The following is a 26,775-nucleotide window of genomic DNA, read 5'->3' on the forward strand; positions in this document are numbered from 1 at the left end:
CAGCCCATGGCTCAATCGGGTTGCCGGGAGTGACGCTCGCACCCTCGACAGTTCGTTTCGCAGGTAGCGTTTGCAGGGAATCGCTCGTGCATCAAGCACTTGCGAGTCCCGGTCAAAACAGCCATTCCACTAACGCTACGTAACGGTGGTGAACCACCCGAGTGACAAAAATCTGTCGCTCCTCAACCGTTACGCGTCCCTCCCCTTCAGCAGTACTTCGCCGTGTCTCGCAAAGTGAATGGAACTTTCCTCAAGCCTTTTCGAGCTCCCTAAAGCGCATAAAACAAAGGCTTTCACGCTGAACAATGTGCTGCTTTTTACAAAGCGCATAAGTTTTTTTTGGCATAAGCCATATGAAAATTTTTTCTTAGCTACGCTTCAAGATGTTCTTAGCTCTGTTGTTACAAGAGTGAAACGCCTACACCCTTTAAATTCGTCAAATATTTGGCGACGGTAACACACCATCAGGACTCAGGGAGATGCACCCATGCGCGTTCTAACCCCCCTCTGCAGCGCGGTTTTGCTGGCCATGGCTTGCACATCCCAAGCCCAGGCCATGAACCTCACCGAGGCGATCCAAAGCACCATCGCCACTCACCCGGAACTCGCGTCGCGCGTGGACGCGCGCCTGTCGGCTGACGAACAGGTCAAGGTCGCCAAGGGCGGGTTCTACCCGTCGGTCGATTTGAACGCCGCTTATGGCCGTGGCTACAGCGACAACACCAACACCCGGGCCTTTGGTAATCACAACACCGAGATCCTCAACTACACCCAGTCGGAGCTGCGCTTGCGGCAAATGTTGTTCGACGGTTTCAACACCGCCAACGAGGTCGAGCGCACCAAGGGCGTGTCTAACTCGCGCGCCTACTACGCGCAAGGCACCGCGCAGGATCTGGCCCTGCGCACCATCGAGGTGTATCTCGAAGTGCTCAAGCGCCGTGAGCTGGTGACTTTGGCCAAGAACAACCTGCAGGCGCACTTGCGGGTCAACGATCAGATCGGCCTGCGCACCGAACGCGGTATCGGCAGCAATGCTGACTCCGATCAATCGGTCGCTCGCAAGGCGCTGGCGCAAAATAACCTCGACACCGCCGAAGTCGATCTGGCCGACGCCGAATCGAACTTCTACAGCGTGGTCGGGCGCATGCCCGATGAGCTGGAAACCCCGGCCTCGACCCGCGGCGAATTGCCTACCGAGCTGCGTGAAGCGCAGCAGAGCATGGTAGACAACAACCCATACCTGAAATCGGCTCAGGCCGACGTGCAGTCCGCCGAGAGCCAGTACGAAGTGGCCAAGTCCCCGTTCTATCCACGCTTCGACGCCGAAGCCGCGGTGGGCGCGAACAACAACGTGCAGGGCGACGAAGGCCACGACAACGAATGGCGCGTGGGCGTGGTGATGAACTACAACCTGTTCCGCGGTGGCAGCGACAAGGCGCGTCTGGCCGCCAACGCACACGATATCAACCAGGCGATGGACATCCGCAACAACGCCCTGCGTCAGCTCAACGAGAACATTCGTCTGGCCTGGAACGCCATGGAAAACGCGAAGAAGCAGACGCCGACCGCCCGCGAATACGCCGAAACCAGCAAACGCGTGCGCGCGGCGTATCAGGACCAGTTCGGCCTCGGCCAACGCACCCTGCTCGACCTGCTCGACAGCGAAAACGAGCTGTACAACGCCAACCGCCGCTACACCGAAATTCGCTACACCGAGGAGTACTCGATGTACCGCGTGCTGGCGAACATGGGCCAGTTGCTGAGCAAACAACGCGTGGTGCTGCCGGCTGACGCGATTGCCACGACCGAAGTGAAAAACCAGGCACGCCTGCCCGAGTTGAAATAGTCCATATGTGGCGAGGGAGCTTGCTCCCGCTGGGTTGCGCAGCAGCCCCGACATGTTCCTGATCGTTCCCACGCGCAGCAAAGGAATACAGCCCTTGGCGCTCCGCGTCACTGGACGCGGAGCGTCCCTAGAGGCATTCCCACGCAGAGCGTGGGAACGATCAGATCCAAGTGAGTGCTGCGCACTCAAGCGGGAGCAAGCTCCCTCGCCACAAGGGTTATCGAGTCGTTTTCAGGAGAGGCAGTCAATATGACCAGCATGGAACCCGGCGCCCCCGGGGTCGATCCGCGCGCAAGCTTCGATGATCCGTTACTCGACGGCCTGTTGATCCTCTGCAAACTGCATGGCGCGACGGTCAGTCGTGCCAGCCTGAGCGCCGGCCTGCCCCTGCACAACCAACGCCTGAGCCTCGATCTGCTGCCCCGTGCCGCCGCCCGGGCCGGGTTGCAGGCACGCATTCTGCGCCGCGACCTGAAAGACATCTCACCGCTGAACCTGCCGATCCTGCTGCTGCTCAACGACGGTCGCACCGCCGTGCTGCGGCGCTTTGGCGAGGATGGCAAAGCGTTGCTGCTGCCCAGTGAAGCCGATGGCGGCGAGCAATGGGTCAGCCGCGAAGAACTCAGCGAACACTACAGCGGCCAGGCCTTGTTCGCCCGACCGCGCCACGAACTCGAAGACCTGCGTGCGCCTTTGGTACCCCGAGTCAACGCCTGGTTTCGCGACACGCTGAAGCTGTCGAAATGGCTGTACAGCGATGCGATTCTCGCCAGTTTCCTGATCAATCTGCTGGGCCTGATGGTGCCGTTGTTTGTCATGCAGACTTACGACCGCGTGGTGCCGAATCAGGCCACATCGACGCTGTGGGTGCTGTCGATCGGGCTGCTGATCGGCACCGGTTTCGAACTGGTGTTGCGCGTGGTGCGGGCGCACTTGCTCGATACCGCCGGCAAGAAAACCGACGTCATCCTCTCGGCGACGTTGTTCGAGCGCATCACCGGCATGTCGATGAAGGCGCGGCCGGCGACCATCGGCGGATTTGCCCAGAGCATTCACGACTTCCAGGGCCTGCGCGAATTCCTCACGGCAGTCACGCTGACCAGCCTGATCGATTTGCCCTTCGTGGTGTTGATGCTGGTGGTGATCGGCCTGCTCGGCGGCTGGCTAGTGGTGATTCCGCTGTTGGCCTTTCCGATTACGATCTGCTTCGCACTGGCGATTCAGGCCCGCCTGCGCGACACCGTGCAGAAAAGCCTGAGCCTGGGCGCCGAACGGCAGGCGGTGCTGATCGAAACCCTCGGCGGCCTGGAAACCCTCAAGGCGTGCAGCGCCGAAAGCGAACGCCAGCACCGCTGGGAAAGCACTCACGGCGCCCTCACCCGCCTCGACAGCCATGCCCGCAATCTGGCGGCGCTGGCGACCAACGGCACGCTGTTCATCCAACAATTTTCCGGGATGGCGACGATTGTCGCCGGGGTCTACAGCATCATCGCCGGCAACCTCAGCGTCGGTGCGCTGGTCGCCACGTACATGCTCGGCAGCCGTGTGCTTGCGCCGCTGGGCCAGATCGCCGGGTTGATCACCCGCTATCAGCAAGCGCAACTGACCATGAAAAGCACCGACGCGCTGATGGCCCTGCCGCAGGAGCGTGATGGCAAGCAACGGCCGCTGGAACGCACGCAATTGCAAGGCGCACTGGACGTCAGCGGCGTGACCTTTCACTACAACGGCCAGAATGCACCGGCCCTGAGCAACGTCACCTTCAGCCTCAAACCCGGCGAGCGGGTCGGCATTATCGGGCGCAGCGGTTCCGGCAAAAGCACGTTGGCGCGATTACTCATGGGCTTTTATGAACCCGAAGAAGGCCAGTTGCTGCTCGACGGTCTCGATCTGCGCCAACTGGATGTCGCTGACCTGCGCCAGCAGATCGGTTACGTCGCCCACGACTTGCCATTGCTGGCCGGTAGCCTGCGCGACAACCTGACCCTTGGCGCGCGCTACATCAGCGATGCACGCATGCTCGAAGTCGCCGAGTTGACCGGCGTGACCGAACTGGCGCGCCAGCATCCGCAGGGGTTCGACCGGCCGGTGGGCGAACGCGGCCAACTGCTGTCCGGCGGCCAGCGCCAAGCCGTGTTGCTGGCGCGCTCGCTGTTGCTCGATCCGCCAATCATGCTGCTCGACGAACCGACCAGCGCCATGGACAACAGCAGCGAAGACCTGCTGCGCCAAAAACTGCACACCTGGGTACAAGGCAAAACCCTGCTGCTGGTCACCCACCGTACCTCGATGCTGAGTCTGGTTGACCGGCTGCTGGTGCTGGACAACGGCCGAGTGGTCGCCGACGGGCCGAAAGATGCGGTCATCGATGCACTGCGCAAGGGCCGGGTCGGCTCGGCGGCGGTTTAGATGCATATACCGGATGCACGGTTATCACAACCCCTGTGGCGAGGGAGCTTGCTCCCGCTTGGGTGCGCAGCGCCCACAAAATCCTTGGGGCTGCTGCGCAACCCAGCGGGAGCAAGCTCCCTCGCCACAGGGTTTCGCTCACCACAGGGTTTCGCTCACCAAAGGAAAGTCTGGTCAGGGAAGTTTTCTGGCCACAGACCTTGGTGCGGTTTGATGTTTCTTAATTGAGGGGTATCGCCCCATGTCGGCTTCATCTGATAGCAAGTCACGCGGCTACTTCGACAGCTTCGGCAAAAGTGCCGAAGCCGAGTTCATGCCGGAAACCGCTGGCGCGGCGTTGCAGGACTCGCCGCGAACATCACGCATCACCGTGTGGCTGGCGGCGGCGCTGCTGATCGCTGCGCTGGTCTGGGCCAAATTCGCCGTGCTCGAAGAAGTGACCATGGGCGAAGGCAAGGCGATTCCGTCGAGCAAGGTGCAGGTGATCCAGAACCTTGAAGGCGGCATCGTCACCGAGCTTTTCGTACGCGAAGGGCAAATGGTCAACAAGGGCGACACCCTGCTGCGTCTGGATGACACGCGTTTCCGTTCGAACAAGGGCGAGAGCGAGGCTGATCGCTATGCGCTGACGGCGCAGGTCGAGCGGCTTTCGGCAGAGGCCGAAGGCCGGCCTTTCAAGCTCTCCGCTGAAGTGATCGCCAAGGCGCCGCAAGTCGCCGAAGACGAGCGCTCGTTGTACGAACAACGCCAACGCCGCTTAGCCAGCGAACAGCGCACCCTCAGCGAACAACTGCGGCAGAAAACTCAGGAACTCGCCGAGTTTCGCTCCAAGCAAGGCCAGTTCAGTTCCAGCCTGGCGCTGCTGCAGCAAGAGATGAACATGTCTGAACCGCTGGTGAAAACCGGTGCCGTGTCACCGGTGGAAATCCTCCGCCTGAGGCGCAGCGCAGTGGAAATCCGCGGTTCGCTGAACGCGACGACCCTGGCGATTCCCCGCGCCGAATCGGCCATCGCCGAGATCCGCAGCAAGATCGACGAATCGGAACAAACCTTCCGCTCCGAGGCTGCCAAGGAGCTGAATGAGAAACGCACCGACCTGTCAAAAATCACCGCATCGAGCATCGCCATCGACGACCGCGTCAGCCGCACGACGGTGACGTCGCCGGTGCGCGGAGTGATCAAGCAAATGAAGGTCAACACCATCGGCGGCGTGGTTCAGCCGGGCAGCGACATGGTTGAAATCGTGCCGCTGGAAGACAACCTGCTGATCGAAGCCAAGGTGCGCCCGCAAGACGTCGCGTTCCTGCATCCAGGCCAGAAAGCCATGGTCAAGTTCAGTGCCTACGACTACACGATTTATGGCGGGCTGAGCGCCAGACTCGAGCTGATCGGCGCCGATACGATTACCGACGACAAGGGCAACAGCTTTTATTTGATCCAGGTGCGCACCGATAAGAATCACTTGGGTGGCGACGTGAAACCGCTGCTGATCATTCCGGGGATGGTGGCGACGGTGGACATTATTACCGGGAAAAAAAGCGTCCTGGATTATCTGCTCAAACCGGTGCTGAAAGCGCGGACCGAGGCGATGCGTGAACGCTAACCGGACTTGCCTCAACCCTGTGGCGAGGGAGCTTGCTCCCGCTGGGCTGCGCAGCAGCCCCGAGACCATTCACCGCATTGGGTCAGGCACCGCGCTGACAAGTTTTACGACGGCTTCGCCGCCGAGCGGGAGCAAGCTCCCTCGCCACAGGGGGGGTTATTTTGCTCCATGGTTCTTCTGAAAAACCTCCGCCCCCATCGCCGCTATCTGCCCTTCGATCAACGCTTCAAACGGCTTGAGCAACGCCTCGAATGATGTCGGCGCCTCCAGCGTCTGCAACGCCTGCACAATGGCTTCGACCGTCGACAACGCCCCCGGCCCCGGTGCCTTGCGCAGGCGATAACGCGACACGCCACCTTCAGCCAGCGTCACCCGTGGCAACGCCGCCAGCAGCGGATTGAGGTGCAACAGCTTGCGTGCCTTGCGCCAGGTGCCGTCGGGCACCACCAGCAACAGCGGTTCGTCGCTTGGGACGTAAGCCTGGAGCGGCTGCGCATCGTCAGCCGGAAACAGCAGCCGCGCCTGATAACCCGGACAGTTCAGCAGTGTCGGCAGATCCTCGAACACCTCACCGACGATCAGCTCGGCGTTAGTCAGCCCCAGCGCTGCCAGGCGCGCGGTATTCAACGCATGATCGACCTCGCTCGGATGTTGCAGCAGCAACACCCGGGTGCGGCTGTCGAGGCGTGGGATCAACTTGCACAGGCAATGAGTTTGAGGGCGCAGGCAGCGCGGGCATTGGGGTCTGGACATAAAGGTTAGGCCTGGTTGAGCTGAGCTTTGAGCAAATCGCGGAAGGTCTGGATCAGCGGCTCGCGGCTGCGGCCCCTGCGCATGATCATCGAAAACGGCGCCTGATAACCGAAGGTCGCCGGCAGCAAAACGCGCAAGTCGCCCTTGTCAGCCCAGGCCTGCGCGTAGTGCTCCGGCAAATAGCCGATGTACGCGCCGGAGAGCACCAGAATCAGTTGCGCTTCCATACTTTCCACAGTCGCGGCGCTGTGTTTGAAGCCGTGACGGGCCAGCTCCGCCTGACTCCAGTAACCGCGCCCGACCATGCGTTGCTGGGTGATGACCTGTTCGGGGATTCGCCGTTCGTTGAACAGCGGGTGGCGACTGCTGCAATACAGCCAGTGCTGTTCGCGGTACAGCGGCATGTACACCAGACCGCTCATGCGTGTGGAGAACGCACCGATGGCGAGGTCGAGGCGGTTGTCTTGCACGCCGAGTTGCAGTTCGTACGGGCTCATCACCGACAAATGCAAATGCACCGCCGGGTGTTCCTGGCTGTAGGCGCCGATGGCTTCGGCAAATGGCAAGGCCTTGTCACTGACGGTGGAGTCGATCACCCCCAGGTTAAGCGTGCCGCGCAGTTCGCCCTTGAGCGCGGCGGCGTATTGCTCGAAACCCTCAAGCTCAGCGAGCAGGCGCAGGGTTTCCTGATGGAACAGCTCGCCCTTGCTGGTCAGACTGAACCCGCCGCGCCCGCGATGGCACAACACCAGACCAAGCGCGGCTTCGAGCTGGCTCATATAGGTGCTGATTGCCGAAGTCGACAGGTTGAGTTCCTGCTGCGCATTGGCAAAACCCTGATGCCGCACGACGCTGACGAAGATGCGCAAGAGTTTCAGGTCAGGTAAAGCGTTGGCCATCAAGGACTCCACAAGAAGGATCTGAACACCACATCCCTTGTGGCGAGGGAGCTTGCTCCCGCTGGACGGCGAAGCCGGCCCGAAAACTATTGACCGCGCACATCAAATGAACCGTATTTTGCCGGGTTTGCGACTGCTTCGCAGCCGAGCGGGAGCAAGCTCCCTCGCCACAAGATCATCTATACAGGGCCGACGAGTCTATCCCGCACCGGAGCATTAGTTTAGAAAAATCTGAACTAAGTTTTTGCCCACAGCGATTCTTCCCCGCCACTGCATTTCGCATCATCGGCCCCACAGCGGCGTCCGAACCTGTATTCAACGGCGCGCCGGCATAAATAAAACAAAGACGATGAGGCCCTACCCGTGGACAAGATTCTTCACCAACCACTGGGCGGCAACGAAATGCCGCGCTTCGGCGGCATCGCCACCATGCTCCGACTTCCCCATGTACCGACCGCTGCCGGCCTGGACGCTGCCTTCGTTGGCGTGCCACTGGACATCGGCACTTCGCTGCGCCCCGGCACCCGCTTCGGGCCGCGCGACATTCGCACCGAATCGGTGATGATCCGGCCATACAACATGGCCACCGGCGCTGCGCCGTTCGATTCGCTGTCGGTTGCCGACATCGGTGATGTGGCAATCAACACCTTCAACCTGCTCGATGCCGTGCGCATCATCGAAGAAGCCTACGACAATATCCTTGAGCACAACGTTATTCCGATGACGCTGGGTGGCGACCACACCATCACCCTGCCGATTCTGCGCGCGATTCATAAGAAGCACGGCAAGGTTGGCCTGGTGCACATCGATGCCCACGCTGACGTCAACGATCACATGTTCGGCGAGAAAATCGCCCACGGCACCACCTTCCGCCGCGCTGTCGAAGAAGGCTTGCTCGATTGCGACCGTGTGGTGCAGATCGGCCTGCGTGCGCAAGGCTACACCGCCGATGACTTCAACTGGAGCCGCGATCAGGGCTTCCGTGTAGTGCAAGCCGAAGAGTGCTGGCACAAATCGCTGGCGCCGCTGATGGCCGAAGTGCGCGAGAAAGTCGGTGGCGGTCCGGTGTACCTGAGCTTTGACATCGATGGCATCGACCCGGCCTGGGCGCCCGGCACCGGCACCCCGGAAATCGGCGGTCTGACGACCATTCAGGCGATTGAGATTGTGCGTGGCTGCCAGGGCCTCGACCTGATCGGCTGCGATCTGGTAGAAGTCTCGCCCGCTTACGACACCACCGGCAACACCTCGCTGCTGGCCGCCAACCTGCTGTACGAAATGCTCTGCGTACTACCTGGCGTGGTCCACCGCTGAGGGTTCGGTCATGCACGAACATGATCAGGTTTTGCACGCGGCCGCCGAACTGGTCGCCGCGTTTGCGCGTAATGATCGCGAAGCTTACTTCGGGGCGTTCAGCACCGATGCCAGCTTCGTGTTCTACACCCTCGACCAGCCGTTGCTGTCGCGCGATGCCTATCAGGCGTTGTGGGATCGCTGGCGCGCCGAGGAGGGTTTCGAGGTGCTGTCGTGTACCTCGAGCAACGCCTTCGTCAGCCTGCAAGGTGACGTGGCGATTTTCATCCATGACGTGGCCACCGAGCTGCGCATGCAAGGGGAGCAACACTTTAGCCAGGAGCGCGAGACGATTGTTTTCAAAAAACAAACGTCGAGCCTAGAACAACAAGGCCTCTGGCTGGCCTGTCATGAACATTTGTCCGCAATGCCGGAAGGGCTGCCATCCCCTTAGCCAAGGGTGACGCTCACGCACGATGAGCGCGCCTGATGATCGGAGCAGATCATGAATAACAACAACAACGAAAAACGCCTTAGCAGCATAGAAACAAACGGGGTCGAACAGATCCCGGATCATGAGCGCGACGCCCGACCCAGCGACTTGTTTCGCTTGATCTTCGGCGGCGCCAATACCTTCGCCACCGCTGTACTCGGCAGTTTTCCGGTGCTGTTCGGCCTGTCGTTTCAGGCTGGCGTCTGGGCGATTGTGCTGGGTGTGGTGGTCGGTGCGCTGATCCTCGCGCCGATGGGCCTGTTCGGCCCGCTCAACGGCACCAACAACGCCGTGTCTTCCGGTGCGCACTTCGGCGTGCACGGGCGGATTGTCGGTTCGTTCCTGTCGTTACTGACGGCGATCGCGTTCTTCTCGCTCTCGGTGTGGAGTTCCGGCGACGCGCTGGTCGGCGGCGCCAAACGCCTGCTCGATCTGCCGGAAACCGACCTGACCCTGGGCCTGGCTTACGGCTTGTTCGCACTGCTGGTGCTGACCGTGTGCATCTACGGCTTCCGCTTCATGCTGTGGGTCAACCGCATCGCAGTGTGGGCCGCGAGTCTGTTGTTCCTGCTCGGCATCTTCGCTTTCGCCCCCGCTTTCGACAGCCAGTACGCCGGCAGCGTGGCGCTGGGTCAGGCCGGGTTCTGGGCGGCGTTCATCGGCGCGGCGCTGGTGGCGATGAGCAATCCGATCTCCTTCGGTGCGTTCCTTGGCGACTGGTCGCGCTACATCCCGCGTGAAACGCCGAAGGGACGGATCATGCTGGCGGTGATCGCCGCGCAACTGGCCACGTTGATCCCGTTTCTGTTCGGCCTCGCCACCGCGACCATCGTCGCGATCAAGGCGCCGGATTACATCGCGGCGAACAACTACGTCGGCGGCTTGCTGGCGGTGTCGCCGAGCTGGTTCTTCCTGCCGGTGTGCCTGATTGCGGTGATCGGCGGCATGTCGACCGGCACCACCTCGCTGTATGGCACCGGGCTGGACATGTCCAGCGTGTTTCCGCGGGTACTGTCGCGGGTCAAGGCGACCTTGCTGATCGGCGTGCTGTCGATTGCCTTCATCTTTATCGGCCGTTTCGCCGCCAACCTGGTGCAGAGCGTATCGACCTTCGCCGTGCTGATCATCACCTGCACCACGCCGTGGATGGTGATCATGATCATCGGCCTGCTGGTGCGTCGCGGCTTCTACTGCCCGGATGATCTGCAAGTGTTCACCCGCGGCGAACAGGGCGGACGCTACTGGTTCAACCATGGCTGGAACTGGCGTGGCCTCGGTGCGTGGATCCCGAGCGCACTGGTCGGCCTGTGCTTCGTCAACCTGCCGGGACAGTTTGTCGGCCCGCTGGGCGAACTGGCCGGCGGCATCGACATCAGCTTGCCGGTGACATTGGGCCTGGCGTCGGTGGTGTACCTGACGTTGCTCAAGCTGTTCCCGGAACCACGAGAGGTGTTCGGGCCGACCGATGTGCGCAGCGAAGCCGCCATAAAACCCGAACTACGTCAGGCCGCCTGATCCACACAAAACATTGGAAATACTGAATTTCTGTGGCGAGGGAGCTTGCTCCCGCTCGACTGCGCAGCAGTCGCAAAACTTCGGTCGGGTTTCGCTGAGGAGACTTGGCTGCAGAGGTTGGGGCCGCTTCGCAGCCCAGCGGGAGCAAGCTCCCTCGCCACACAAAGACATTCAATTCAGCGTTCATCATAAAAAAGACAATCGGAGACACGCCATCATGGCTTTGGATTTATTCGTCGTCCTCATCTACGCCGTCGGCATGCTCTTGCTCGGCTATTTCGGCATGCGCAAGGCCAAGACCAACGAGGACTTTCTCGTGGCCGGTCGCAACCTCGGCCCCAGTCTGTACATGGGCACCATGGCCGCGACCGTACTCGGCGGTGCGTCCACCGTCGGCACCGTGCGCCTGGGCTATGTGCACGGTATCTCCGGCTTCTGGCTGTGTGCGGCGCTGGGTTGCGGCATCGTCGCGCTGAACCTGTTCCTCGCCAAGCCGCTGCTGAAACTGAAGATCTACACCGTTACCCAAGTCCTGGAAAAGCGCTACAACCCGATGGCCCGCTCGGCGAGTGCGGCGATCATGCTGGCCTACGCGCTGATGATCGGCGTGACCTCAATCCTCGCCATCGGCACCGTGCTGCAAGTGCTGTTCGGCCTGCCGTTCTGGATCTCGGTGCTGCTGGGCGGTGGTGTGGTGGTGATTTACTCGGCGATCGGCGGTATGTGGTCGCTGACCCTGACCGACATCGTCCAGTTCATCATCAAGACCGTCGGCCTGATGTTCATCCTCTTGCCGATCTGCCTGTACCGCGTCGGCGGCTGGGACGAATTGGTGCTGAAACTGCCGGCCACTGCGTTCAACTTCACCACGATCGGCTGGGACACGATCATCACCTACTTCATGATCTACTTCTTCGGCATCCTGATCGGTCAGGACATCTGGCAACGGGTATTTACCGTCAAGACCGCCAAGGTCGCGCAATACGCCGGCAGCATCGCGGGAATTTACTGCATCCTTTACGGCCTGGCTTGCGCGCTGATCGGCATGGCAGCGCACGTGCTGATTCCGGATCTGGACAACGTCAACAACGCGTTCGCCGCCATCGTCAAACTGTCGCTGCCTGACGGGATCCGTGGTCTGGTCATCGCGGCCGCGCTGGCCGCCATGATGTCCACCGCCAGCGCCGGCCTGCTCGCCGCCGCCACCACGCTGACCGAAGACCTGCTGCCGAAACTGCGTGGCGGCAAGCAGTCGAGCCTGGGCGTGAACCGCTTGTTCACCCTGCTGACGGGTATCGTCGTGCTGGGTATCGCACTGGTGGTGAATGACGTGATCAGCGCCCTCACTCTCGCCTACAACCTGCTGGTCGGTGGCATGCTGATTCCGCTGATCGGGGCGATCTTCTGGAAACGCGCGACCACCGCCGGCGCCATCGCCAGCATGGGCCTGGGCTTCGCCACGGCGCTGCTGTTCATGTTCAAGGACGGTCTGGACGCCAATACGCCGATCTATTACAGCCTGGCGGTGGGTCTGGTGAGTTTCGTCGTGGTCAGCTTGTGCTCGCGTCGCCCGGCCACGGTGGCGACTGCGGTCTGAACTTGATGTAACGACTCGATGTTTTCTTCAGCGGGTGTGGCGTCGGTGGCCACACCCGTTTTTTTTGCCTGGATAAAAGCAAAAGATCGCAGCCTTCGGCAGCTCCTACCATGTGTAGAAACTGCCAACGGCTGCGATCTTGAAATCGCTGATCGGTGGTATTAACGCCGACGTGGCTGGCGCCGACGCTGCTCGTCATCAGTGCGAATCGGTACCGGTTGCAGAGGCGGTTCGATCAAGCCGAGGGCAACACCCAGGTCGTGCAGCCAGTTTTGAATTTTCTCTTTCATCGTATGCCCCCTTCAGGGTGGTGCTGAGCGGCCGGAATTCTGTGGCGGCTTCGCACTGATAATAGTCCGAAGTCCTACGCAATGCTCGGTGAAATCCGCAATGATCTGTTACTGAATTGAACAGAATCTGTTGCTACAGGTTCACGCTATTTCACGGGTCTCCAGCGCAGGCGCGGGATAGACCGCTTGCTGCACCTCGATCCATGCATTGAGATTCGCTCCGACCATGCCTTTGCGCCACATGAGCCACGTTGTCGCAGCCACGAACGGCTCGGCCAGCGGATGCGCCGCAACACTTTCGCGGCCGGGCAGACTGGCCAGCATCGATTCCGCCATCAGCGCCACGCCACTGCCGGCGATCACGCAGGCGAGCATGCCCTGATACGACTCGATCTCCATCGCCCGGCCCATGGCCGCGTGGTAGTGGGCGTACCAGGCTTCCAGGCGCATGCGATAAGAGCAGCCCTGGCGAAAGGTGAATACCGCGCGCCCCTGCACATCGAGCGCGCTGCGCACCGGCGGATGATCGATTTCGGTGATCAGCACCAGCCGTTCTTCGCACAATGGCACGCCGTCGAGCCCGGCCAGTTCCAGCGGGCCATCAACCAACGCAGCATCAAGGCGTCCGCTGAGCAGACCTTCAAGCAACTCACCGCTCGGCGCCGACTGCACCTGCAGATTCACCGCCGGGTACTGCTTGTGATAACGCGCCAGCAACGCCGGCAGATGGATCGCCGCCGTGCTGTACATGGTGCCCAAGGCAAAATCCCCTGCCGGTTGACCGCCCATCACCGCAGCACTGGCCTGGTCACGCAGGGCGAACAACTTGCCGGTGTAGTCCAGCAGGACTTTTCCCGCAGGCGACAACTGCAAACGCTGACGCTCGCGGACGAACAGTTCGACGCCCAATTGCTCTTCAAGCTGTTTCAGGCGGGTCGACAGATTCGACGGCACCCGGTGCAGGCGTTCAGCAGCCCGCGTGATCGAACCTTCTTCGGCAACGGCCTGAAAAATCCGCAGTTGGCTGAATTCCACAAGCTTTCTCCTGAACAGAACAAGTTACTCACTATTATTCAATTTTAAAGAAAGTCAATCAGCCCTAGCCTGACGGTCAATGTTCTTTTGACGGAAGCCAGACCATGTCGCCGCTGATTCGCTTATCCGCCTGCTTCGTTGCCCTGATGATGGCCATGGGCATCGGACGTTTCGCCCTGACTCCGCAAATGCCGCACTTGCTCAGCGAAGGCCAGTTCGACCTGACGGCCGCCGGTCTGATTGCGGCGGCCAACTACCTCGGCTATCTACTGGGTGCCGTGGATGCGATGTTCGCGCATCGTCCGCAGCAGGTGCAGCGCCGCCTGCACGGCGGTTTGTGGCTGTGCGTGCTGCTGACGCTGGCATCGTTTTGGGCCAACGGTTTCTGGTCGCACCTGATGCTGCGCTTTGGCACCGGCGTCGCCAGCGCCTGGGTGCTGGTGATGATCACGTCACTCAGTCAGCCACTGGCGGCGGCAGCGGGTCGGCCACGCTGGGGCGCGCTGGTGTTTGCCGGGCCGGGGCTGGGGATTTTTCTGACGGGGTTGCTGGCGCTGATCTCACATCGATTGCAGCAGACATCAGCGACGCTGTGGCTGATTTATGCCGGCGCCGCGTTGCTGATGATGCTCGGGGTCTGGCGGTTCCTGCCGCAGCCCCCGGCTGCCACAACGACAGCGACGACCCAAATGGCCTCAGCAAGTCGTGGCATTGGCCGGTTGGCGCTGGTGTACGCGCTGTACGGCATCGGCTACATCATCCCGGCGACGTTTCTCGCGCAAATGGCCAATGCGCAGTTTCACGGGCAATGGCAGGCGGATCTGTTCTGGCCGTGCTTCGGCCTGGGCGCGGCGATTGGCGTGTGGCTGGTGAGCTTGCGCCGGCATGATCGCGAAACCACGCGGCACTGGCTGATGGCGACGCTGTGGCTGCAAGCGGCCGGCGTGTTTGCCTGCCTGCTGGGCAGTGGCCTCGGCCTGGCGCTGGGCGTGATCCTGTGCGGTACGCCGTTTCTGGCCTGCATGCAATTGGTCATGCAGCGCTCGCGGGAGCTGGCGCCCCACGCTGTCCAGCGTAATGCCGGCCTGCTGACGGCGTGCTTTGCCGTCGGCCAGCTCAGCGGCCCGTTGCTGGCGGCGCTGAGCAGTCATTTCAGTGGCGGTTTGCAGCCGGCACTGGTCATCGCCGGCGCAGGCCTGTTGATTGCCGGCGGTCTGGCGCGGCAGTCGACTAACGCTGGCCCAGCGCTTTGCGCAAACGCCGACGCAGCCACTGTTCGGCGCTGACGAAGGTGATGCCGAGCAACACCAGTACGGCGCCGATGACGAAGTTCAGGCTCAACGCTTCACCGAGCAGCAAGACGCCAAAGGTCACGCCGAACAACGGCGTCATGAACGAGAACACCGCCAGGTTGGCCGCCAGATAACGGCGCAGCAGCCAGAACCACACCAGGTAACTGAAGAACGACACCACCAGTCCCTGAAACAGCACGCTGGCCACCGCCACGGTGGTCAGGCTGACGTGGGTGATCTGGCCGCTGAACAGTGCAATCAACAGCAGGCCGATGAAACCGACCATCAATTGATAAAACAAGGTCAGCGTTACCGGCGCTTCCGACAATCGCGAGGCACGCACCACTACGGTGGTCGCGCCCCAGCAAGCGCCGGCCAGCACGCCGAAGGCATCGCCCAGCAGCATGCGCCGGTCGAGGTTATCCCACGACACACCGCCGGCGAAGGCAATCGCGATGCCGATGAACGCGAGCAGAATCCCCAGCCACTGCAACGGCCGCAGGCGCTCACTGGCCAGCAGGAAATGCACGCCGAGTGCAGTAAAAATCGGCGCGGTATACAGGAACACCGACATGTGCGCGGCGGTCGTCAGTTGCAGACCTTCAGCGATGAACAGGAACTCCAGACCAAACAACGCACCGGCCAGCAAGCCGCCACGCCAGGTGCTGCCGACCTGATCCCAGCCGCCCTTCCAGCAGATCAGCAGGCCGACCAGCAGCGCGGAAATCCCCGAGCGCCCCACCGCCTGCATCACCGGCGCGATGTCCGCGGCAGCCCACTTGATCAGCACTTGTTGCACACCCCAGATCAGGCACAGGCCGATCATCACTTGCAGGGCAAACCCGTCGGCATTACGCCGCTCGGCACTCACCGCAACACCTCGTACGCACACAACATGGCAGGCCATCCAATGGTCAGAAATCAATGTTGAGGATTATCAATCAGACGCGCGGAAAAAGGCGTCTGGAAAAGACATTTAGTTCGCCAGTGACGCCAGTGCTGAATGGCTGACGGCTGCGCCGTCATTCGCGGGCAAGCCCGCTCCCACAGGGGATTTGTGGTGGAAGTGGAATGTGTGAACGACGGGAATTCATTGTGGGAGCGGGCTTGCTCGCGAAGAGGCCAGCATTGCCAACGCAACTGAAAGATCAGCTCACGCGAATCGCTTCGCCATCAAATAACCCACCGTGCAAGCAACTGCAGTCGCCACCGTTCCCCACGCCCAGTCCATCAAACTCACCTGCATCGACCAGCCGCGCAAGGTCGCCCAATTGGTCAGGTCATAGGTGCCATAGGCGACCAGCCCCAACAGCGCACCGAGCTTCGCCGCTCGCTGCCAGCTCAGCGCCGGCAACACCACAAACACCACACAGCCGAAAACGTACAGGCAATAAAAAACCGCTGCGGGGACCAGCAGCGGTTGTTCCAGCATCAGCGCACCGAGCAGTTCGCGATAGGTCGGCGCCATCAGCAGCCCGAGCCAGATGCCGTCGAGCAGCAGAAACGTCAGCAGCGTAGCGACGTACGCGATCAGCGGCTTTTTCATTTGCTCATCTCTCTTGATGTAGGCGCTGCCGACGGCTGCGATGTTTTGATCTGTTTTTTCATGATCAAGATCAACAGATCGTCCGAACGCGGCCCGAGCCTTCGGCAGCGCCAACATGGGCCTGCGAGAACTCAGGTCAGTTCAATGCGATCGGCGTGAATGACGATCTTGCCTTCCTTGTACAGCGAACCGATGGCTTTCTTGAAGTTGCCTTTGCTGACGCCGAACAGGCTGCTGATCAACGCCGGGTCGCTCTTGTCGCTGACCGCCAGGGTGCCGTCGTTTTCACGCAACTTGCCGAGGATCTTCGAACTCAGGCTGCTGGCCGCTTCCTGGCCGACCGGTTGCAGGCTCAGGCTGATTTTGCCGTCGGCGCGCACTTCCTTGATGAAGCCTTTTTCGCGCATGCCCGAGCGCATGAACTTGAAGATTTCGTTTTTGTGGATCAAGCCCCAGTGCTTGTTGTTGATGATCGCCTTGAAGCCCATGTCGGTGGCTTCGGCCACCAGCAGGTCAACTTCCTGGCCCGGGCTGTAAGTCGCAGGGGTCTTGTCCAGATAACGATCAAGCCGCGCGGTGGCGGTGATGCGGCGGGTGTGTTTGTCGAGGTAGACATGCACCACGCAATAGTCGCCGGCGGTCATCTGCCGTTTCTCTTCCGAGTATGGCAACAACAGATCCTTTGGCAGCCCCCAATCGAGGAATACCCCGATGCTGTTGACTTCAACCACTTTCAGGCTGGCAAATTCGCCGACCTGAACTTTCGGTTTTTCCGTGGTGGCGAGAAGTTTGTCTTCGCTGTCCAGATAAATAAAAACATTGAGCCAGTCTTCATCTTCGCTGGGAATATCTTTGGGGATATAACGGTTGGGCAACAGAATCTCGCCGTCAGCACCGCCGTCCAGATATAAACCGAAGTTAGTGTGTTTAACCACTTGCAAACTGTTGTAACGCCCGACTAAAGCCATTTCCAGAACCCTCATTGCGTGGGCGGCATTCTACCCGTTTTTACCGGCAACGTCGGGCGCCAGATCCTCGCAGCGCTAAATCTGCTTCAACGTCTTGATTTTCCTCGTTTGCAGCCCGACGGAGATGCCGCTCGTCAGTCCAGCCGAGCGCGTGGCGGCCATCCGCCGAAGCACCGTCAGAATAAATGTTCGTATTTAAAACAGCAGCTTAGCCGCCTATTACGAATATCGAAGCGACAATAATGCAGCGCCGGGGTTGGTTATTCCGGGGGATATTTACCAAGCAATTGTCAAGTTATTCCTGTACGATGCCTGGCCGAGTTACTTTTCTAAAGGTTAATGGCCGCCATGCGTGTAAAAGCATCCACCAGCAAAGCAAAGCCAGCTCCAGCCGTTGAAACCAGCGAATCGATTAACGATCAAATCGCAGCGTTCCTCAAATCCGGCGGCGAAATTCAGCAAATTGCCAAAGGCGTCAGCGGCCAGACGTTTGGCCCGTCCAAGCAGATCAGCCTGGGCAAGAAGTAACAACCCGGTTTACCCCCGTCCAGAGGCGCTTTGAGCTTCGAAGCGCCTGGACTGGCACCGCGCAATTCTCCCTTCGCTTTAAACAAAAACCTCGAAAATCGACGAACGGCCATCAACGCCGAGCATTCGCCGGTATCCTTGCACGCGTCTAGATCAAGCGTTTCAGCAGGCCCATGGTCCTGCGCTCGCGGTTCATGGAGTGACGCATGCGCCTATCTTCCTGTTTATTGCTCGTCAGCCTGCTATCGGCAGCGATTGCGCACGCCCAGGTTTTTCAGCGCGAACTGGGCGATTTCGATCTCAAACTCGGCACGACTCCCAGCCGCAGCATGGCCCAGGGTCTGGTGAAACCGGCGGCGGTCGGCTCATTCCATGGCGGCCTCGACTTGAGTCACGACAGCGGCGTGTATTTCGGCCAATACGCACCGAGCATGGGCATCACGCCGGGCAAGAATCTTGAAATCGACTCCTACGTAGGCTTTAAGCAGCCTTTCGATCAGACCCTCGGCTATGAAGTCGGGATGATCCACTACAGCTATCCTCGCGTGGACACTCTCGACAGTCAGGAGGTGTTCGGCGGGCTGACCCTGCTCGGCAGCCGCTTCGGCGTCGCCTTGAGCAACGACCCGGATAAACAGAACAACACGCTGTTTGCCGATCTCGGCGGTAACCAACCGTTCGGCATCGGTGTCAGCATGAAATACACCACCCATCAACTGAACACCCCCGCCGCGGTGGACGGTGGCTATATCAGCAGTTTCACCGACTGGTCGGTGAAGTTGTCCCGGCCGTTCATGGGCGTCGATCTCGACCTGATCTATAGCAATTCCAGCCTCAGCGGCAGCGATTGTTCGGCCTATTCCGGGCACAACAGCCAGTGCGACGGTCTCGTCACCCTCAAGGCTGCCCACGCCTTCTATTGATCGGCTGAACTGCCGCGCGCATCCTGCATCACATAAGAATCAGATTCCCGAAGCCAGGCTCTCGCAAGGATTTGCCCATGTCTCGCTGGTTCAAACAGATTGCCGCCCTGCTGATCTTCACCCTCGCCCTCGGCGCCTGCAGCCGTGTCGGCCTGGCCTACCGCAACCTCGACGTGATCATCCCGTGGACGCTTGGCGACTACGTGGACATGAGCGGCGAGCAGAAAGACTGGTTCAACGAACGCCTCAAGGGCCACTTGAGCTGGCACTGCACCACTCAATTGCCGGGTTACCTTGACTGGCTGGACCGATTGCAGGGCATGGTCGAACGCAATCAAATCACCGACGCCGCCCTGCAGGAACGCACCGCCGAAGCCAAACAGGCGATCGCCGAAACCGCGCGGGAAATCACCCCGTCGGCCATCGAACTGCTGCAAGGCCTGGACGATAAGCAGGTCGCGGAAATGAACGACGCGTTCGCCAAGGATCTGCGCAAGCGCCAGCAGGAATACGTCAAACCGCCCCTGGCGCAACAAATCAAGGAACGCGGTGAACGCATGGAAAAACGTCTGAATGACTGGCTGGGACCGTTGAGCGACACGCAGAAGCAACGCGTCGCAGCCTGGAGCAACGCGCTGGGCGATCAGAACACCCAGTGGATTGCGAACCGCGCCCATTGGCAGCAACAGTTCAGCGCCGCCGTTGCGCAACGCCAGAGTCCGGAATTCCCACAACGCATCGAGACGCTTCTGGTCAACCGCGAGCAGTTATGGACAGCGGATTACCGCAAGGCCTACGCCAACACGGAAGCGCAGGCACGTGCACTGTTTGTCGACCTTATGGCCGAGAGCACGCCGCAACAGCGAGAGCGCTTGTTGAAGAAGATCGAGGGCGTGCGCAAAGACTTCAATGACCTCAAATGCCTGAAAGCTGCACAAAAATCTTGAGAAATACACATCCCCCTGTAGGAGTGAGCCTGCTCGCGATAGCGGTCTGTCAGTACATCTGTGACTGACAGACCGCTATCGCAAGCAGGCTCACTCCTACAAGGGGGCGGTGTTCAGTCAGGCAATCTGCGCCTTGGAGGCGACTTCATCAAATGTCACTTCATCCAGCGCATCCTCCTGCTCATCCAGCACCTGACGCGGATGGTCATTGCCGGGAATGCTGCTGTCGATCAGGCTCAGCAGGCTGGAACCACGCGGCGTCAGAATGAAATTATTGCCGGTACTGCCCTCATGGTCCGGACGCGGCTCGATGTAGCCGCGCTCAAGCAAGAGCTTTTCATAATCACAGGCCAGGGTTTTCAAGTGGTCCAGATTGTCGATCGGCTCGCCAGCGCTGGCTTTCTCGGCCGCATGGTCCTCGGCATAAGCGCGTGGGGCGAAGCTGTGGCCAGCGCTGTTCTGCACTTCATGCAGCAAACGCTCAATCAAATCCCAGTTATAAGTCGTCATCCTGATCCAACCTCCGGTGCGGGTGATGTGTGCCGCGTTCAAAGGTTGTGACCGAAGCGCTGCGCAGCCGTTCAGCCGCATTTACGGCGTCCGACCGACCGACGGTGTGTCGATTCTTCGGTACGTTAAACGACTAGTCTGAAACAGCCGGTTTAACCCCGCAGGAGACATCGTCATGAACGTTGAGAACCATCCGGTGGTAACACGCGAAGCCTGGCTCGCCGCCCGCCAGCAACACCTGGCCCACGAAAAAGCCTTCACCCGGGAGCGCGACCGCCTCAGCGCCGAGCGCCGCGCCCTGCCGTGGGTCAAGGTCGACAAGGATTACCATTTCCAGAGCGCGAGCGGCGAACTGAAACTCAACAACCTGTTCGGCAAGCACAGCCAGCTGATCATTTACCACTTCATGTTCGCCAAAGATTGGCAGGAAGGTTGCCAGGGCTGCTCGTTCCTCAGCGACCACATCGACGGCGCCAATCAGCATCTGGCCCATCACGATGTCGCGGTGGTAGCAGTGTCCCACGCGCCGTTTAACGAGTTTCAGGCATTCAAACAAAGGATGGGCTGGAAGTTCGACTGGGTTTCGTCCGAGGGTTGCGACTTCAATTACGACTTCGGCGTCTGCGCTCGGGCTGAAGATGTCGCCAAGGGAACGGCTACGTACAACTACGAAAAAACCGACAGCGCCGAGGAAGAAATGCCGGGGCTGAGCGTGTTTTATCGCAACGACCAAGGCGAGATTTTCCATACCTATTCAACATACGCCCGAGGCCTCGACATGCTGGTTGGCGCTTACCACTACCTTGATCTGACGCCCAAGGGCAGGAATGAAGACGAGATCATGGAATGGGTGCGGCATCATGATCGGTACGACGGTGCTGCAAAATCCAGCTGCTGCCACGCCGATTGAGTGCAGCACCGATCCCACCGATTCTGAACTTTTGCCAGGCTTCAGCCCTCAACCGGTTAACCCGCCTTAACCGGAACTGAGGCCTGCCCATGAAAACCCTGATCAAGCTGTCCCTCGCCGCTACGCTCGCCTGTGCCCTGCCCGTCTGGGCCTGTACGCCCGAAGAGGCCGCGGTCAAACGTGAGCAACTGGCCAAGGAGGTTGCGAAACTCACCGAGCAAAATCCGGCCAAGGCCAAGGAAATCAACGCCGAGTTGCAGAAAATGAATCTGGGCACGGCCAGCGCCGATCTACCGGACAAGTGTCAGCTGATCGATAAGCGCTTGCAGGAACTGGGTTCGGCGGAGAAAAAAGCCGACAGTTGAGACATAAAAAAACCGGACAATGTCCGGTTTTTTTATGCACGACGCTAAAGCTTACTCAGCCGCAGGCTCGGCCGGCTTGCGGCGCTTGAGCGGGGCCATGCCGTCGCTGCTCACCAGAGAATCCGGTTTTGGACGGTTGACGCTCTTGCGTTTGGTCGGCGTCTTGGCGGCGGTTTTCTTTTTGTCGCCCTTGGCGTCGGTCTTTTTCTTCTTCACGCCGACGGCTTTGCCCGAGGCCTTGACCTTTTTCGGTCCGCCGTAGGTGCCTTTGACTTCCTTGATCGTGCGGCGCTCGAAGCTCTGCTTCAAGTAGCGCTCGATGCTCGACATCAGGTTCCAGTCGCCGTGGCAGATCAGCGAGATCGCCAGACCATCGTTGCCGGCGCGGCCGGTACGACCGATACGGTGTACGTACTCGTCGCCGCTGCGTGGCATGTCGAAGTTGATTACCATGTCCAGGCCATCGACGTCCAGACCACGGGCCGCAACGTCAGTCGCGACGAGGATCTTCACGCCGCCCTGCTTCAGGCGATCGATCGCCAGTTTGCGATCCTTCTGGTCTTTCTCGCCGTGCAGCACGAACGCCTTGTATTCCTGAGCCACGAGGCGGCCATAAATGCGGTCGGCCATGGCGCGGGTGTTGGTGAAGATGATCGCCTTCTGGTAGGTCTCGTTGGCCAGCAGCCAGTTCACAATTTGCTCTTTGTGCTGATTGTGGTCGGCGGTGATGATTTGCTGACGCGTCGTCGAGTTCAGTTGGCTGACCGCATTGAGCTGCAAATGCTCAGGATTGTTCAGCACCTTGGCGATCATCTCGCGCAGGCCGGATCCGCCAGTGGTGGCGGAGAACAGCATGGTCTGCTGACGGTTCGGGCATTCGTCGACCAGACGTTGCACGTCTTCGGCGAAGCCCATGTCGAGCATGCGGTCGGCTTCGTCGAGTACCAGCACTTCGACTTCTTTGAGGTCGAGGTTGCCGGCATTGAGTTGCTCGATCATCCGCCCCGGCGTACCGATGAGGATGTCCGGCACCTTGCGCAGCATCGCCGCCTGGACCTTGAAGTCTTCACCGCCGGTGATCAGGCCGGACTTGATGAAGGTGAACTGCGCGAAGCGCTCAACTTCCTTCAACGTCTGCTGGGCCAGCTCGCGGGTCGGCAGCAGGATCAGCGTCTTGATGCTGACGCGGATCTTCGCCGGCCCGATCAGACGATTGAGGATCGGCAGAACGAAAGCGGCAGTCTTGCCGCTACCGGTTTGCGCCGTCACCCGCAAATCACGCCCTTGGAGCGCCAGCGGAATGGCCGCGGCTTGCACAGGCGTTGGCTCGACAAATTTCAGCTCGGCCACGGCTTTAAGCAGGCGTTCGTGCAGGGCGAATTGGGAAAACACGGGTGCTACCTCGAAGATATGCAAAAAAACAGCTGCATAGATTACCGGTTTCGAGCACTCAGGCCGAGTTTCTTTGTGCAAACGGTGACAATCAGTGTTTTTTTTGTTGCCCGTTTTGTCGCCGACCGCAATACGCAGCGTCTTAAATGCTCTAATTGCCCCTCGCGTCTTTATAGAAGAAACGTTTCGCTTATGGATATCAAACAGCTCTGGCTCAACGCCCAGGACCTCTGGGGCACCCTTGAACAGCATCCGCTCTTGCAGTCGGGACTGGCGCTGATGGTGCTGCTGGTGATCGCGCTCGTGCTCGGACGAGTGGCGCGCTACCTGATCCTGCACGCCAGCCGCATGCTCGGTCGCCAGCCAGCTCTGCACTGGATCAATGACTTCCGGCACAACAAGGTGTTTCAGCGCCTGGCGCAGATGACGCCATCGCTGGTGATCCAGTTCGGCCTGCATCTGGTGCCGGAACTCAGCAAAACCTCGATGAATTTTCTCGGCAACGTGGCGCTGGCGTTCACCATTCTGTTCCTGCTGCTGGCGATCAGCGCCCTGCTCAATGCCTTGCTCGACATCTATGCGCGCACCGAACACGCCCGCACGCGCTCGATCAAAGGCTATGTGCAACTGGCGAAAATGGTCTTGTACGTGTTCGGCGCGATCATCATTGTCGCCACCCTGATCGACCGTTCGCCGCTGTTGCTGCTGTCGGGTCTGGGTGCAATGTCGGCGGTGATCCTGTTGGTCTACAAGGACACGTTGCTGTCATTCGTCGCCAGCGTGCAGCTGACCAGCAACGACATGCTGCGCGTCGGCGACTGGATCGAGATGCCGCAGGTCGGCGCCGATGGCGACGTGGTCGACATCACCCTGCACACGGTCAAGGTGCAGAATTTCGACAAGACCATCGTCTCGATCCCGACCTGGCGCCTGATGTCCGAGTCGTTCAAGAACTGGCGCGGCATGCAGCAATCCGGCGGTCGGCGGATCAAGCGCAGCCTGTTCATTGATGCCAGCGGCGTGCGTTTCATCCGCGATGACGAAGAAGAAAAGCTCTCGCAAGTGCACCTGCTGACCGACTACATGAGTCGCAAGAAAGCCGAGCTCAAGGCGTGGAACGAGGCCCAAGGCAATGTCGCGGCGATGTCGGCCAACCGCCGTCGGATGACCAATGTCGGCACCTTCCGCGCTTATGCGCTGGCGTACCTGAAGAGTCATCCGGAAATTCAGCCGAACATGACCTGCATGGTTCGCCAGATGCAAACCACCGCGCAGGGCATTCCGTTGGAAATCTACTGCTTCACCCGCACCACCGTGTGGGCCGATTACGAGCGGATTCAGGGGGATATTTTTGATTATCTGCTGGCGGTGCTGCCGGAGTTCGGGCTGAGTCTGTATCAGCAGCCGAGTGGCGGGGACTTGCGCGCGGGATTATTGCCGGCGGTGCTGGGCTCGGCGAGTATTCCGGAGCCTGAAAAACACGTTATGTAACCCTGCAAATCGAAACTGTGGGAGCGGACTTGCTCGCGAAAGCGCAGTGTCATTCAACAAAGAGATTGACTGACCTGACGCCTTCGCGAGCAAGCCCGCTCCCACATTGGTATTTGTGAATCAGCGGTTACGCGGTGGCCGCGGATTTTCGAATCCCCAACCGGCTGATCCACACAGCGGCGAGGATCACACTGCCGCCGAGGAACAACCGCCCCAGTTCCTCATGCTGATTCCAGATCAGCAAATTCAACAACAAGCCCACCGGCACGTGCAGGTTGTTCATGACCGCCAGGGTGCCGCCATTGACCATGCACGCGCCTTTGTTCCACCAGTACAGGCCCAGCGCCGTCGAAACCAGCCCGAGGAACAGCAACACCGCCCATTGCAGTGGCGCTTCCGGCAGGAAGTTGGATTTGCCGAACAGCAGAAACGCCGGCAGTACCACCATCAATGCACCCAGGTAGAAATAACCGAAGCGGCGGTAATGCGGCAGATCACTCGGGTGTTTCGCTACCAGATGCTTGTACAGCACCTGTCCGGCGGCGTAGGTGAAGTTAGCCAGTTGCAGCAACAGGAAGCCCATGAAGAAGTCCGGACTGATGCTGTCGAAACGAATCACCGCCGCGCCACCGACTGCCACCAGCGCGGCGATTAGCGCCCACGGATTGAAGCGGCGGTTCAGCGCGTCTTCGATCAACGTCACGTGCAACGGCGTGAGAATGGTAAACAGCAACACCTCCGGTACGGTCAGCACGCGGAAGCTCAGATACAGACAGACGTAAGTCACGCCGAACTGCAAGGCGCCGATCAGCAGCATGCCACGCATGAACGCCGGCTCCACCGAACGCCAACGTGTCAACGGAATAAACACCAACCCGGCCAGTACCACACGCACCAGCACCGCAAAGTAACTGTCGACGTGACCGGCGAGGTATTCGCCGATCAGACTGAAGGAAAACGCCTGGATCAGCGTGACAAAAAGTAGATAGCCCATGCTCGCCTCGAAATCGAATGGCGGCGACGATAGCGTTTTTTGCGCCAGACCGCGAACCCACTGACAACACAATCCCTTGTAGGAGTGAGCCTGCTCGCGATGGCGGTGTTTCAGTCAAAACTGATGCGTCTGAACGACCGCTATCGCGAGCAGGCTCACTCCTACAAGGAAATCTATCCTGCTCATCAAATCGCAGACAAAAAAAAGCCCGATCTCGCTAAAGCGTTCAATCGGGCTACAGCACTCAGGAGCAAAAGTGCAAAGGGAGGTTCGATGCGCGTGGAGCCTTGAAGGGGTTGCGCCAGATCACTAGACCATCCAGCGATTATCTGGCGATTAACCGATCAAGCGACCTGAGACAATTTGGCGTTGGCCTGATTCAGCCCCCTCTCCTGGAAGTCACCACCCAGGTTCATGCCCTCGGCATGGATAAAGGTCACGTCATGGATACCAATGAACCCCATGACCTGACGCAAATACGGTTCCTGATGATCCGCCGGACCACCGGCATACACACCACCGCGGGCGGTCAACACAAAGGCACGCTTGCCGTTGAGCAGGCCTTGCGGACCGGTTTCGGTGTATTTGAACGTCACGCCGGCACGCAGCACATGATCGAGCCAGGCCTTGAGGGTGCTCGGGATCGCAAAGTTGTACATCGGCGCAGCCATGACCAGCACATCGGCGGCGAGCAGTTCATCGGTCAAGGCGTTGGAGCGGTCCAGCGAGGATTGCTCGGCGTCGTTACGCTGCTCGGCGGGTTTCATCCAGCCACCCAGCAAGTTGCTGTCCAGATGCGGCACCGGGTTCACGGCGAGGTCACGCACGGTGATCTGATCGGCAGGGTGCGCGGCTTTCCATTGAGCGATGAAGGTCTGGGTCAGTTGACGAGAAACCGAGTCTTGCTGGCGGGCGCTGCTTTCGATGATCAGAACGCGGGACATGGTGTGTAGCCTCCATCCGGGAATGTTGTAAGTCGATGGAGTGAAGGTTAAACAAAGCCAATTCGATGAAAAAGCGCAAATATCCGCTGTAACCCATCGATAAATTCGTTTATAAGCTAACGCATACCCTTGTAGGAGTGAGCCTGCTCGCGATAGCAGTGTGTCAGGCAACATTGATGTACCTGATACACCGCTATCGCGAGCAGGCTCACTCCTACAAATGCAAAACCGC

General features: G+C 59.9%; 26 protein-coding genes and 1 pseudogene. 15 read left to right on the forward strand and 12 right to left on the reverse strand.

Annotation, left to right across the window (positions count from 1 at the left end):
- The first annotated feature begins 487 nt into the window (after positions 1 to 487).
- From HU743_RS02285 to HU743_RS02295, 3 genes are all read left to right on the forward strand, one after another.
- Positions 488 to 1,846: a TolC family outer membrane protein gene (locus tag HU743_RS02285; RefSeq protein WP_186548724.1), complete on the forward strand. Its 1,359-nt coding sequence runs from the start codon at positions 488 to 490 to the stop codon at positions 1,844 to 1,846.
- 249 nt (positions 1,847 to 2,095) lie between these two features.
- The gene (locus HU743_RS02290) at positions 2,096 to 4,255 is read left to right on the forward strand and encodes a type I secretion system permease/ATPase (RefSeq protein WP_186646660.1); all 2,160 of its coding nucleotides are present in this window, start codon (positions 2,096 to 2,098) and stop codon (positions 4,253 to 4,255) included.
- A 241-nt stretch (positions 4,256 to 4,496) separates the two neighbouring features.
- Entirely contained in the window at positions 4,497 to 5,858 is a 1,362-nt protein-coding gene (locus HU743_RS02295; protein WP_186646662.1) for an HlyD family type I secretion periplasmic adaptor subunit, read from the forward strand.
- A 156-nt stretch (positions 5,859 to 6,014) separates the two neighbouring features.
- Here HU743_RS02295 and HU743_RS02300 read toward each other — a convergent pair whose 3' ends face one another.
- Together HU743_RS02300 and HU743_RS02305 are read right to left on the reverse strand one after the other, a co-directional pair.
- Entirely contained in the window at positions 6,015 to 6,611 is a 597-nt protein-coding gene (locus HU743_RS02300) for a DTW domain-containing protein (protein WP_186646664.1), read from the reverse strand.
- 5 nt (positions 6,612 to 6,616) lie between these two features.
- Complete coding sequence (locus tag HU743_RS02305; RefSeq protein ID WP_007956593.1) at positions 6,617 to 7,510, reverse strand: LysR family transcriptional regulator; 894 nt, start codon at positions 7,508 to 7,510, stop codon at positions 6,617 to 6,619.
- A gap of 363 nt (positions 7,511 to 7,873) precedes the next feature.
- Between HU743_RS02305 and speB the strand changes: the two genes are divergently transcribed.
- The 4 genes from speB to HU743_RS02325 all read left to right on the forward strand — a co-directional run bounded on the left by speB (position 7,874) and on the right by HU743_RS02325 (position 12,408).
- Positions 7,874 to 8,824 (forward strand): agmatinase, encoded by a 951-nt coding sequence (speB, locus tag HU743_RS02310; protein ID WP_003222717.1) that lies wholly within the window; start codon positions 7,874 to 7,876, stop codon positions 8,822 to 8,824.
- Positions 8,825 to 8,834: 10 nt separating this feature from the next.
- Positions 8,835 to 9,257 (forward strand): nuclear transport factor 2 family protein, encoded by a 423-nt coding sequence (locus HU743_RS02315; protein WP_186548731.1) that lies wholly within the window; start codon positions 8,835 to 8,837, stop codon positions 9,255 to 9,257.
- Positions 9,258 to 9,308: 51 nt separating this feature from the next.
- Positions 9,309 to 10,811, forward strand: a complete 1,503-nt coding sequence (locus HU743_RS02320; RefSeq protein WP_186646666.1) for a cytosine permease — start codon at positions 9,309 to 9,311, stop codon at positions 10,809 to 10,811.
- 217 nt (positions 10,812 to 11,028) lie between these two features.
- Complete coding sequence (locus HU743_RS02325; protein ID WP_186646668.1) at positions 11,029 to 12,408, forward strand: sodium:solute symporter; 1,380 nt, start codon at positions 11,029 to 11,031, stop codon at positions 12,406 to 12,408.
- A 161-nt stretch (positions 12,409 to 12,569) separates the two neighbouring features.
- Here the strand turns inward: HU743_RS02325 and HU743_RS27340 are convergent, their stop codons facing one another.
- Both HU743_RS27340 and HU743_RS02330 read right to left on the reverse strand, forming a co-directional pair.
- The gene (locus tag HU743_RS27340; RefSeq protein ID WP_003184145.1) at positions 12,570 to 12,698 is read right to left on the reverse strand and encodes a PA1414 family protein; all 129 of its coding nucleotides are present in this window, start codon (positions 12,696 to 12,698) and stop codon (positions 12,570 to 12,572) included.
- Between the two features lie 141 nt (positions 12,699 to 12,839).
- Positions 12,840 to 13,733, reverse strand: coding sequence for a LysR family transcriptional regulator (locus tag HU743_RS02330; protein ID WP_186548737.1), 894 nt, complete (start codon positions 13,731 to 13,733; stop codon positions 12,840 to 12,842).
- A 104-nt stretch (positions 13,734 to 13,837) separates the two neighbouring features.
- On the opposite strand from HU743_RS02330, the gene HU743_RS02335 reads away from it, so the two are divergent.
- Complete coding sequence (locus tag HU743_RS02335; RefSeq protein WP_186646670.1) at positions 13,838 to 15,019, forward strand: MFS transporter; 1,182 nt, start codon at positions 13,838 to 13,840, stop codon at positions 15,017 to 15,019.
- On the opposite strand, the gene HU743_RS02340 is transcribed toward HU743_RS02335, so the two are convergent.
- From HU743_RS02340 to HU743_RS02350, 3 genes are all read right to left on the reverse strand, one after another.
- On the reverse strand, positions 14,964 to 15,896 hold the full coding sequence (locus HU743_RS02340) for an EamA family transporter (RefSeq protein ID WP_186646824.1): 933 nt from the start codon (positions 15,894 to 15,896) through the stop codon (positions 14,964 to 14,966). The two genes, HU743_RS02335 and HU743_RS02340, sit on opposite strands and share 56 nt — an antisense overlap.
- A gap of 282 nt (positions 15,897 to 16,178) precedes the next feature.
- Positions 16,179 to 16,571: a DUF2177 family protein gene (locus HU743_RS02345; protein WP_186620477.1), complete on the reverse strand. Its 393-nt coding sequence runs from the start codon at positions 16,569 to 16,571 to the stop codon at positions 16,179 to 16,181.
- 131 nt (positions 16,572 to 16,702) lie between these two features.
- Complete coding sequence (locus HU743_RS02350; RefSeq protein ID WP_186548743.1) at positions 16,703 to 17,539, reverse strand: S1-like domain-containing RNA-binding protein; 837 nt, start codon at positions 17,537 to 17,539, stop codon at positions 16,703 to 16,705.
- A gap of 339 nt (positions 17,540 to 17,878) precedes the next feature.
- Between HU743_RS02350 and HU743_RS02355 the strand changes: the two genes are divergently transcribed.
- From HU743_RS02355 to HU743_RS02365, 3 genes are all read left to right on the forward strand, one after another.
- Entirely contained in the window at positions 17,879 to 18,067 is a 189-nt protein-coding gene (locus HU743_RS02355; RefSeq protein WP_016985943.1) for a hypothetical protein, read from the forward strand.
- A gap of 206 nt (positions 18,068 to 18,273) precedes the next feature.
- The gene (locus HU743_RS02360; protein ID WP_186646672.1) at positions 18,274 to 18,990 is read left to right on the forward strand and encodes a TorF family putative porin; all 717 of its coding nucleotides are present in this window, start codon (positions 18,274 to 18,276) and stop codon (positions 18,988 to 18,990) included.
- Between the two features lie 77 nt (positions 18,991 to 19,067).
- Positions 19,068 to 19,937, forward strand: coding sequence for a DUF6279 family lipoprotein (locus HU743_RS02365; RefSeq protein WP_186646674.1), 870 nt, complete (start codon positions 19,068 to 19,070; stop codon positions 19,935 to 19,937).
- A 117-nt stretch (positions 19,938 to 20,054) separates the two neighbouring features.
- Here the strand turns inward: HU743_RS02365 and HU743_RS02370 are convergent, their stop codons facing one another.
- Positions 20,055 to 20,447, reverse strand: coding sequence for a transcriptional regulator (locus HU743_RS02370; protein WP_186548749.1), 393 nt, complete (start codon positions 20,445 to 20,447; stop codon positions 20,055 to 20,057).
- Positions 20,448 to 20,622: 175 nt separating this feature from the next.
- On the opposite strand from HU743_RS02370, the gene HU743_RS02375 reads away from it, so the two are divergent.
- Together HU743_RS02375 and HU743_RS02380 are read left to right on the forward strand one after the other, a co-directional pair.
- Positions 20,623 to 21,357 carry a thioredoxin family protein gene (locus HU743_RS02375; RefSeq protein WP_186646676.1) on the forward strand — a complete coding sequence of 245 codons (735 nt, stop codon included), beginning with the start codon at positions 20,623 to 20,625 and terminating at the stop codon, positions 21,355 to 21,357.
- Between the two features lie 89 nt (positions 21,358 to 21,446).
- Entirely contained in the window at positions 21,447 to 21,722 is a 276-nt protein-coding gene (locus HU743_RS02380) for a hypothetical protein (RefSeq protein ID WP_186548755.1), read from the forward strand.
- Positions 21,723 to 21,773: 51 nt separating this feature from the next.
- On the opposite strand, the gene HU743_RS02385 is transcribed toward HU743_RS02380, so the two are convergent.
- Positions 21,774 to 23,114 carry a DEAD/DEAH box helicase gene (locus HU743_RS02385; protein ID WP_186548757.1) on the reverse strand — a complete coding sequence of 447 codons (1,341 nt, stop codon included), beginning with the start codon at positions 23,112 to 23,114 and terminating at the stop codon, positions 21,774 to 21,776.
- Between the two features lie 192 nt (positions 23,115 to 23,306).
- Between HU743_RS02385 and HU743_RS02390 the strand changes: the two genes are divergently transcribed.
- Entirely contained in the window at positions 23,307 to 24,605 is a 1,299-nt protein-coding gene (locus HU743_RS02390) for a mechanosensitive ion channel family protein (protein WP_186548759.1), read from the forward strand.
- Positions 24,606 to 24,620: 15 nt separating this feature from the next.
- Here the strand turns inward: HU743_RS02390 and HU743_RS27440 are convergent.
- Both HU743_RS27440 and HU743_RS02395 read right to left on the reverse strand, forming a co-directional pair.
- Positions 24,621 to 24,710, reverse strand: a pseudogene (locus HU743_RS27440) (metal ABC transporter ATP-binding protein); the annotation flags it as partial.
- 22 nt (positions 24,711 to 24,732) lie between these two features.
- On the reverse strand, positions 24,733 to 25,599 hold the full coding sequence (locus HU743_RS02395; protein ID WP_186620392.1) for a carboxylate/amino acid/amine transporter: 867 nt from the start codon (positions 25,597 to 25,599) through the stop codon (positions 24,733 to 24,735).
- Between the two features lie 39 nt (positions 25,600 to 25,638).
- Here HU743_RS02395 and HU743_RS02400 point away from each other — a divergent pair, with 39 nt between their 5' ends.
- Entirely contained in the window at positions 25,639 to 25,890 is a 252-nt protein-coding gene (locus tag HU743_RS02400) for a hypothetical protein (protein ID WP_186646678.1), read from the forward strand.
- 53 nt (positions 25,891 to 25,943) lie between these two features.
- Here the strand turns inward: HU743_RS02400 and HU743_RS02405 are convergent, their stop codons facing one another.
- Positions 25,944 to 26,543, reverse strand: coding sequence for an FMN-dependent NADH-azoreductase (locus HU743_RS02405; protein ID WP_186548763.1), 600 nt, complete (start codon positions 26,541 to 26,543; stop codon positions 25,944 to 25,946).
- Between the last annotated feature and the right edge of the window lie 232 nt (positions 26,544 to 26,775).

It is taken from the genome of Pseudomonas sp. SWRI99 (assembly GCF_014270125.1).
In the GTDB taxonomy this organism is placed as follows: domain Bacteria; phylum Pseudomonadota; class Gammaproteobacteria; order Pseudomonadales; family Pseudomonadaceae; genus Aquipseudomonas; species Aquipseudomonas hamedanensis.